Origin of the sequence: Rhizobium sp. CB3171, assembly GCF_029714265.1 — a bacterium.
Lineage (GTDB): Bacteria > Pseudomonadota > Alphaproteobacteria > Rhizobiales > Rhizobiaceae > Rhizobium.
Window position 1 is genome coordinate 3,228,752 of sequence record NZ_CP121652.1, and the last position, 9,015, is coordinate 3,237,766.

General features: G+C 58.1%; 7 protein-coding genes. 3 read left to right on the top strand and 4 right to left on the bottom strand.

The window, feature by feature from the left end:
- Nucleotides 1–63 precede the first annotated feature (63 nt).
- The 4 genes from QA648_RS15775 to QA648_RS15790 form a co-directional block, all read right to left on the bottom strand.
- Nucleotides 64–774: a TfuA-like protein gene (locus QA648_RS15775; RefSeq protein ID WP_283047942.1), complete on the bottom strand. Its 711-nt coding sequence runs from the start codon at nt 772–774 to the stop codon at nt 64–66.
- Nucleotides 771–1,973: a YcaO-like family protein gene (locus QA648_RS15780; protein WP_283051365.1), complete on the bottom strand. Its 1,203-nt coding sequence runs from the start codon at nt 1,971–1,973 to the stop codon at nt 771–773. The genes QA648_RS15775 and QA648_RS15780 overlap by 4 nt, the downstream gene beginning before the upstream one ends.
- A 109-nt stretch (nt 1,974–2,082) precedes the next feature.
- A complete protein-coding gene (locus QA648_RS15785; protein WP_283047944.1) occupies nt 2,083–2,439 on the bottom strand; it encodes a hypothetical protein in 357 nt (118 codons plus the stop codon).
- Between the two features lie 133 nt (nt 2,440–2,572).
- Nucleotides 2,573–3,274: a TetR/AcrR family transcriptional regulator gene (locus tag QA648_RS15790; protein WP_283047946.1), complete on the bottom strand. Its 702-nt coding sequence runs from the start codon at nt 3,272–3,274 to the stop codon at nt 2,573–2,575.
- A gap of 85 nt (nt 3,275–3,359) precedes the next feature.
- Here QA648_RS15790 and QA648_RS15795 point away from each other — a divergent pair, with 85 nt between their 5' ends.
- The 3 genes from QA648_RS15795 to QA648_RS15805 all read left to right on the top strand — a co-directional run bounded on the left by QA648_RS15795 (nt 3,360) and on the right by QA648_RS15805 (nt 8,988).
- On the top strand, nt 3,360–4,670 hold the full coding sequence (locus QA648_RS15795) for an efflux RND transporter periplasmic adaptor subunit (RefSeq protein ID WP_283047948.1): 1,311 nt from the start codon (nt 3,360–3,362) through the stop codon (nt 4,668–4,670).
- An 8-nt stretch (nt 4,671–4,678) separates the two neighbouring features.
- A complete protein-coding gene (locus tag QA648_RS15800) occupies nt 4,679–7,825 on the top strand; it encodes an efflux RND transporter permease subunit (protein ID WP_283047949.1) in 3,147 nt (1,048 codons plus the stop codon).
- Between the two features lie 140 nt (nt 7,826–7,965).
- The gene (locus QA648_RS15805) at nt 7,966–8,988 is read left to right on the top strand and encodes a zinc-binding alcohol dehydrogenase family protein (protein ID WP_283047950.1); all 1,023 of its coding nucleotides are present in this window, start codon (nt 7,966–7,968) and stop codon (nt 8,986–8,988) included.
- Nucleotides 8,989–9,015: the final 27 nt, after the last annotated feature.

Sequence of the window (9,015 nt, forward strand, 5' to 3'; positions counted from 1 at the left end):
CTTGAAATTGCCATTGACGTTGAGGTTGGCATTGTGCCTCTAGAAAGTCGCCTCAGTCCCGCATCACTCCGTACGAAAAAGAGCTTTCCAGAAATTGGTCTTTTCAAACGTCCAGTCAGTTTTTTTCGTGATGCGTTCGTCTGATGCTTGTGTCACCGTTTGCACAAGCAACTCGGCATCTTGAAGCTTCTGATTGATGTTATTGTCGCGCAAAATCGCGATCAGTTCGGCGGCCCGACTGCTATCTAAGGTGCAGGACGACACAATTTTCCTGTAAGTACGATCTTTGAAAAATATGGATTTTGCCGTCGATAGCAGATGATCGTGTTCAGCCTTGGTAACTAGTGACATCCGCAAACAATGAGAAAGCGTTGCACGTACATTCACGAGCGGCTCACTGAGAGGAAGATAGCCAAGCTCCGATGGCCCGTGAGATTGGGCGACATCTGCGTCGTCTTCTAGCTCCCCCTTCGAAAAACTCTCATAGATCGTGCCGATACCGACCATGCCAAATGCCGCGCATTCTGCCGCTCTGAGCGCGCCCATGCTTGCAGCGCCGAATATCTGCACTCCTTCAGAAAGCCCGAATAAGATTTCCTTATGCCAGATCGCAGGGACATATTCGTAGATCCCGTCGATGAGGCCTATGACATTGGCCCCCTCCTTTATGGCTCTATAAAAATCCCCGTGTTTGGCTGGCGGCCATAGTTGATAGTCGGGATTCGGTGGCGATGCCGCGCCGTATAACGTCGGACCTCCAAATATGACTTTCATTTGGATTTCAGAATCCGTTTCAAAGCACGAGGGCCAAGTCGCCGCTTTCTATTGCCATCCGGATTTTCCAATTCTGGAACTAGGACCTTAGCCACGCTAAAATTCTCCTCTCCTGGATTGAGTGGCACCACAATAACGGACTTGATTCCCGCGACTTTAAGCCTCTGGATCACTATCTTTAGCATTTCGCCGAGAGGCGCGCCGGTCGTCAAATCGATTTGCGAGAAACGTGCTTGCGGCTGCAGTTCCAGTAAACGCCGGAGATGAACAGGGAGCGGCCTTGAGAAAGAGGTTGGATGAATATCATCTCTGGCGCCGCTTATGTAAGTTAGCCGTGACTGAGCGGCTTCGGTGACCGCTCTGATCGCTGCGCGTATTGCTACTGGATGCGCTCCATGACCGGTCGTCATTTCAATATAGCGCAGTTCACCGTCACTCGGCGCTTGTGGCGCAATGTAGGCGGTGAAGCATGGAACACCGATATCGCTCGTCATCTCGAACAGTTGGAGCTGAAATCCCGCGACGCGAATTTGCTGCACTAATCTATCTAAGACCGCGTCATTCAGCGTTTGGACATCAATGCAAGCTAGCGCCTTCTCTTGCTCCGAACCAAATTGCCAAATAGTTTCCGCGTCACGCTCAATTCGCTCAAGCAAGCCGTGAAATGTTGCCTCCAACAAGGTATTGCCTGATGCCAGCCCATCTGAGGACAACCAAAATCTGCTTGGCTTGGTATCGTCGAGCAAAAGAGCGTCATGCGGAACCCATACGTTGCGCTCGGAGATAATGTCGTACCCGACAGTCCAATCGATCAGTTCATCGATTTGGATGTCGTTATGCTTGGCAGAAATCAGGCAAGCGAGCGGGTTTGCAACGGCGTCCTCACCATGTAATTGCCGAAGGCTAGCCCGCCTTTTCTCAAGTTGCGGATTGCCGGCAACGGCGCGCTCCAACGCCTCCATAGCCGCCGACACCTTCGCATCGATATCGAGGATACCTTTGCCTTGATTGATGACGATTGACCGCGAATTTGGAGTAACAGCATTCCAAACCGGAATACCTATCCTATCGAGTTCCGTAAGCCGAGCAAGTCGCGTTATGCCATGCTTCGAGAGTGACGGTGTTATCCTCACCAGAGTCTCATCCGGCGAGCAAATACGATCCGAATAAGATGTCAGCGACACATCAAAACACCTTATCTTCGGCGAAGCGCCGAACGCGCCAGCATAACAATAGCCCTTTGCTGCAGAATAGCCGCCCGATGACAGCAACCTCCGTCATCGCAGAGGGCTAGTGCTATAAGACCCATCAGGCCGCTGTATTAAACAGCCGACCCGAGAATGCTGCTTCTTTCGGCTCAAAAGCCACAGCCACGTCCGCTGCGGATGTGGTATTAAAAAAGTGGCTCGAAAAAGCAGTCTCTTTAGCTTCGAAAGCCGCGGCAACATCTGTTTCTGCTGCTTTAAAGAACACGCCCGAGAATGCCGCTTCTTTCGGCTCGAAAGCTACAGCGACGTCGGCCGTATCCGACTCCGCTGCTACGCCGTCGGCAGAAGTAATATAATCTTCTCGTTTTCCATCGAGCGCGGTGACCACACCCGCCTCAAAATCAACAAGCCAAAGCCCAGTCTCGCCCTTGAGGCCTAAAATCATCATCTTAGACATGCGAATCTCCTGATTTATAAGACGAATTTCTAATATTCACTATGCCCTGCTTAGGACGGCGAAAATCTATCACAGAGTCGGACGATGACAAGGAAAAACGCTATCCGAAATCCGCTCGTTATCTCCACCATCCTCACACATCGCGCGCTCTGTGCCCGTGCAGCCTTCCCCGCTGCACACCCGCCAGGAAGATTGCTATACAATGACGCAGATGCCGCAGCCGGGTTTCGCGGTCTGGCCAGTCGTTCAGCTTGCCGGGATGCGAAATCATCGCGCCAAAGATCATGTTCATCAGCATGCGCGCGCCGCTTGCGGCATCGGCAATCTCGATCAGGCCGCGTTTCTGCTGCAGGCGGAGCCAATCGGCCAGCATCTGCCGCGACTGTTCGGCACCGTAGGTGCGCAGCAGCGACGCCATTTCGGGAAACCGCTGCGCTTCGTTCACGGCAAAGTGAATGAAGGCCTCGCGGTCCCGCTCCGCCACTTCATCGATGTCGATCATGAAAATCTGTTCTAGCGCTTTGTCGAGCGGCAGATCTTCCTTAGGGTCGCGCGGCAGGGCCAGCATCGAGGCACGATGCTCGGCGATGATCGCCATGAAAAGCTCGGTCTTGCTCGAAAACAAGCGGTAGAGGGTCTGCTTGGAAATCCTGCACCGCGCCGCGACGAGATCCATAGTCGTGCCGCCGTAGCCAAGCTCATGAAACGTCGCGCGGGCTTCCGTGACGATCTCCGCCCGCTTTGCGTCGTCACTCGCGGTCTTCGGACGGCCGCGCGGGCGGCGAGCGGCAGTTTGCTCTGCTTCCCTAGCTCTTGCCCCCGTCCGTGCTTCCATTCCCAACCTCAAAAAAAGCCAAATGACATTGACATTTATAGCGGTACAAATATTTTCTGTACTAATTGGTACTGTAAATAAGGCAATGGGAAATAGCAACGTGGAAAAGCGCGCCTCTTCTACCCCTGTATTCGTACGTCCGGCGGCATCCAAACGCCTCCCAGCCACACGGATCTCATTGGTTGCCGCAGGGATCGCCGCCACGTTGCTGCTGGCGGGCTGCAACGAGCAGAAGGCCGCGCAAAACAATGCACCGGCCGTCAAGACCGAAGTCAGCGCCATGACGCTGCATCCGCAATCGGTTGCGATCACCGCGGAGCTGCCCGGCCGCACCAGCGCCTACCTGATCGCCGAAGTGAGGCCGCAGGTCGGCGGCATCATCCGCAGCCGTAATTTCAAGGAAGGCAGCGAGGTCAAGGCGGGCGACGTGCTCTACGAAATCGACCCTGCCACCTATCAGGCCGCCTATGACAGCGCCGCCGCCGCTCTGCAGAAGGCAGAAGGCGCCATACCGAGCGCACAGGCCAAGATGGATCGTTACAAGGGATTGAGCGCCCAGAACGCTGTCAGCCAGCAGGACTACGACACTGCGCAGGCGACCCTTGTCCAGGCGCAGGCCGATGTCGCCTCCGCCAAGGCCGCGCTCGAGACCGCACGCATCAATCTCGACTACACCAAGTTGCGCGCACCGATCGGCGGCCGCGTCGATGCCTCGACAGTCACCGTCGGCGCGCTCGTCACCGCCGACCAGACGACGGCGCTGACCACCATCCGCCAACTCGACCCGATCAATGTCGACGTCACGCAGTCGAGCACAAACCTGCTTGAGTTCCGCCGCGCCATTGCGGAAGGCCGATTGAAGACGAGTGGCGACAACGTCTCCGTCCACCTGACGCTGGAAGACGGTTCCGACTACAAGCAGACCGGCAAACTCCAATTTTCGGAGGCCTCTGTCGCCGAGACCGTCGGAACGATCACCGTACGCGCTGTCTTCCCCAATCCGGAACGCGTGTTGCTGCCCGGCATGTATGTTCGCGCAAGCATCGAGGAAGCTATCGCCGAAAACAGCTATCTCCTGCCGCAGCGTGCCGTCTTCCGCAACACCAAAGGCGAACCGACGGCGATGTTCGTGACCGCCGACAACAAGGTGCAGCAGCGTGTGCTGAAGGTGCAACGCAGCGTCGGCAATAGCTGGCTGGTGAACGAAGGCATGCAGGATGGCGACCGTCTGGTCGTGGAAGGCAGCCAGCGCGTCCGGGACGGCCAGGAAGTCAATGTCGCCGCCGTCACGATCGACGACGCGACCGGCGAAGTAAAGCAGGTCGCCGGCGAGCCCGCTGAACAGGCCAAGCTGGAAAAGACCGAAACCCAGCCCGCCTCTGGCGCTCAGAAGTGAGGTAAGCGATGTCGCGTTTTTTCATCGACCGGCCGATCTTTGCCTGGGTCATCGCCATCGTCATCATGCTGGCCGGCGCGTTGTCGATCCTGACGCTGTCGATCTCGCAATATCCGCAGATCGCACCGACGACGGTGAGCATCAACGCGAACTATCCCGGCGCGGATGCCGCAACCGTCGAGAATTCGGTGACCAAGGTCATCGAGCAGGGCATGACCGGCATCGACAATCTCGACTACATGACATCGACGTCGACATCGACGGGCCAGGCCTCCATCTCGCTGACCTTCACTAACAAGGCCGATTCCGACGTCGCGCAGATGCAGGTGCAGAACAAGCTGCAGCTCGTCACCGCGCAATTGCCGCAAACGGTGCAGTCGACGGGTATCACTGTTTCCAAGTCGACATCGAACTTCCTGATGGTCGTGGGCTTCGTGTCGAAAGACGGCAAGCTGAATTCCAACGACCTTGCCGACTATGTTTCCAGCACGCTGAATGACACGCTGAAGCGCATCGAAGGCGTCGGCAACACCCAGATCTTCGGCGCCGGCTACGCCATGCGCATTTGGGTCGATCCGGATAAGCTGGCCAAATACCAGTTGATGGTCAGCGACGTCACCAACGCGATCCAGTCGCAGAATTCGCAGGTCTCGGCCGGCCAGCTCGGTGCGCTGCCGCAGCGCAAGGGCCAGCAGCTCAACGCGACGGTCACGGCCAAGAGCCGCCTGCAGACGCCCGAGCAGTTCAACAACATCATCCTGAAGAGCCAGTCCGATGGCTCGCTGGTCCGCCTCAACGATGTCGCGACGGTCGAGCTTGGAGCGGAAAGCTACACCACGTCGAGCACCTATAACGGCCATCCCTCGGCCGGTCTTGCCGTCATGCTCGCTTCCGGCGCCAATGCCATCAATACCGCGGAAGCGGTGAGATCGACCATCAGCAGCTTGAGCCAGACTCTCCCGCCGAATGTCGAAATCGTCTATCCCTACGACACGACGCCCTTCGTCAAGCTATCGATCGAAGACGTGGTCAAGACGCTGTTCGAAGCTATCGTACTCGTCTTCATCGTCATGTTCGTCTTCTTGCAGAACATCCGCGCCACCTTGATCCCGACGCTCGCCGTCCCCGTCGTGCTGCTCGGCACCTTCGGCGTGCTGTCGCTGTTTGGCTATTCGATCAACACATTGACAATGTTCGGCATGGTGCTGGCGATCGGCCTCTTGGTCGACGACGCGATCGTCGTCGTCGAAAACGTCGAGCGCGTGATGGAGGAGGAAGGTCTTTCGCCGCGCGAGGCGACGATCAAGTCGATGCAGGAAATCACCGGCGCTTTGATCGGCATCGCGACGGTTCTCTCTGCTGTGTTCATTCCGATGGCCTTCTTCTCGGGTTCCGTCGGCGTCATCTACCGGCAGTTCTCGGTGACGATCGTCTCGGCGATGATCCTGTCGGTCATCGTCGCGCTGATCCTCACGCCGGCACTCTGCGCCACCATTCTGAAGAGGCCCGAGCACGGTTCCAAGCAGCGTGGCGCCTTCGGATGGTTCAACCGCAATTTCGAGCGCGCAACGCTTCGCTACCAAAGCGGCATTCACGGCATGATCCGCCTGACGGCGGTCTTCTTGCTGGTTTTCGTGTTGATCGGCGGCGCCGTCGGCTATCTGTTCAACCGCCTGCCGAGCTCGTTCCTGCCGGATGAGGATCAGGGCATCCTCCTGACCGCGATCCAGCTTCCGCCGGGTGCCACGAATTCCCGCACCTGGGCCGTACTTAACACGGTGAAGGACTACTATCTCAACAATGAGAAAGACTATGTCGAAGGCGCTTTCGCCGTCGCCGGTTTCGGCTTCAGCGGTCAGGGCCAGAATGTCGGCATCGTTTTCGTCCGATTGAAGGACTTTGCCGAGCGGAAGACGCCACAATCGAAAGCACAGGCGATTGCCGGCCGCGCCATGGGCGCCTTTTCGAAAATCAAGGATGGCAGCGTCTTTGCGCTCGCGCCGCCGGCCATTCCTGGCTTCGGCAGCTCCAGCGGTTTCGATTTCTTCATCAAGGACATCAACGGCGCAGGCCATGCTAACCTGATCGCCGCCCGCAACCAGTTACTTGGCGCAGCGGCGCAGAATAAGAAGCTCTTCGGCACGCGTCCCAACGGCCAGGAAGACACGCCGCAATATTCGCTGAACATTGATCAGGAAAAGGCGAGCGCGCTGAACATCGCACTCTCCGACATTGACACGACGCTCTCGACCGCCTGGGGCGGTACCTATGTCAACGACTTCATCGATCGTGGCCGCGTCAAGAAGGTCTATGTTCAGGCAGATAAGAATTTCCGCATGCAGCCGGAGGATTTCGGCCGCTGGTATGTGCGCAATTCCGATGGTGCCATGGTGCCCTTCTCCGCCTTCTCGAAGGGCGAATGGACCTATGGCTCGCCGCGTCTCGAACGCTACAACGGCTCGTCCGCCGTCGAAATCCAGGGTTCCGCCGCTCCCGGCGTCTCCTCCGGCGACGCCATGAACCAGATCGACCAGATCATGGCAAGCTTGCCGCCGGGCTTCAGCCATGAATGGACGAGCCTCTCGGCCCAGGAAAAGCTTTCCGGCAATCAGGCGACCCAGCTCTATGCCATCTCCATCCTGGTCGTCTTCCTGGCGCTGGCCGCCCTCTACGAAAGCTGGTCGATCCCGCTTGCCGTCATGCTGTCGGTGCCGATCGGCATTTTCGGTGCCCTTCTCGCCGCCACCATTTTCGGCCAGTCGAACGACGTCTATTTCAAGGTCGGCCTGCTGACGACCATAGGATTGGCGGCCAAGAACGCCATTCTGATCGTCGAATTCGCGATCGAGCAGCAGGCGAACGGCAAGGATCTGATCCCGGCGACGCTGGAAGCGGCCCGTCAGCGCCTTCGACCGATCCTGATGACCTCGCTCGCCTTCATCCTCGGCGTGATGCCGCTGGCGATCGCCAACGGCGCAGGCTCCGGCAGCCAGAACTCGATCGGCATCGGCGTCATGGGCGGCATGATCTCGGCGACCGTACTCGGCATCTTCTTCATCCCCTTGCTCTTCGTCTCCGTGCGTCGCATCTTCAAGGGCGGGAAGCGGCCGACAAGCACCACTACATCCGAGCCAACCCCGGACACGGCGCACTAGAGCGGTTCAGCGTTTCACGGAATCGCTTTCCCGCTCTACACCTTTGTTTTTACGCATTCCGGACGGAAAACCGCTTCGCACTTTTCCTGGAATTGCTTTAAGAAGCGTCACTTGCATGGCTTTTAAGGGAGGAGAATGCTGTGATCAGGGCTTTGATGATCGAGGCGGAAAACGTGACGCGCTTCCACGAAGTCCCGGAAGGACCGTTGGGCGCCGGCCAGGTCCGCGTCGGTGTCCGGCACATCGGGCTCTGCGGCAGCGACCTCAACACCTTCAAGGGCCTCAACCCGCTAGTGAAGCTGCCGCGCATTCCCGGCCATGAAATCGGCGGCGAGATCCTTGCCGTCGGCCCCGGTGTTGATCCCGCCTATGCACTCGGCCGCCGTGTCATCGTCATGCCCTATACCAATTGCGGCGAATGCACCTCCTGCCGCAAGGGCCGGCTCAATGCCTGCCGCTACAACAAGACGCTCGGCGTGCAGCAGGATGGCGGTCTGGCCGAGGAGATCGTGCTGCCGGCTGAAAAGCTGATCCTCAACGATACGCTGCCGCCGCGCCATCTGGCTTTGGTCGAGCCGCTGTCCGTCGGCTTTCACGCGGTCGAACGTGGGCGAGTGGCGAAAGGCGATCGCGTCGTTGTGCTTGGCTGCGGCATGATCGGCATGGGCGTCTTGATCGCCGCCGTCGCTCGCGGCGCCGAGGTCATCGCCGTCGATCTCAGCGAGGAGAAACGTGCGCTTGCCCGGCAGTTCGGCGCCGTCGAGGCGATCGATGCGGGCAGCGAGGATGTCGTCGCCAGGGTCAGCGAACTGACGGGTGACGATGGCGTGGATGTCGCTTTCGAGGCGGTCGGCCTGCCCGCGACCTTCACCCAAGCCATCGATCTCGCCTGCTTTGGCGGCCGTGTCGTCTATGTCGGCTATTCCAAGGCGCCGGTCACCTACCAGACACAATTCTTCAACCTGAAGGAACTCGACATCATGGGCTCCCGCAACGCCCTGATGCGCGATTTTCAAAACGTCATCAGCCATCTCGAGGAGATCGGCGATAAGGCCAACGCGCTGATCTCGAAGGTCTTCCCTTTTGAAGAAGCGGAAAAAGCGCTTCCCTATTGGGACGGCCACCGCAATGCGCTCAAGATTGTGATTGAACGCGGCGCCTGACACTCACACGCTTCCAAAGTAACCCAA

What these genes read in the sequence shown, in the direction of transcription:
- QA648_RS15795 (WP_283047948.1), top strand. Translation starts at nt 3,360, where the DNA reads ATGGGAAATAGCAACGTGGAAAAGCGCGCCTCTTCTACCCCTGTATTC.
- QA648_RS15800 (WP_283047949.1), top strand. Translation starts at nt 4,679, where the DNA reads ATGTCGCGTTTTTTCATCGACCGGCCGATCTTTGCCTGGGTCATCGCC.
- QA648_RS15775 (WP_283047942.1), bottom strand. Translation starts at nt 774, where the DNA reads ATGAAAGTCATATTTGGAGGTCCGACGTTATACGGCGCGGCATCGCCA.
- QA648_RS15785 (WP_283047944.1), bottom strand. Translation starts at nt 2,439, where the DNA reads ATGTCTAAGATGATGATTTTAGGCCTCAAGGGCGAGACTGGGCTTTGG.
- QA648_RS15790 (WP_283047946.1), bottom strand. Translation starts at nt 3,274, where the DNA reads ATGGAAGCACGGACGGGGGCAAGAGCTAGGGAAGCAGAGCAAACTGCC.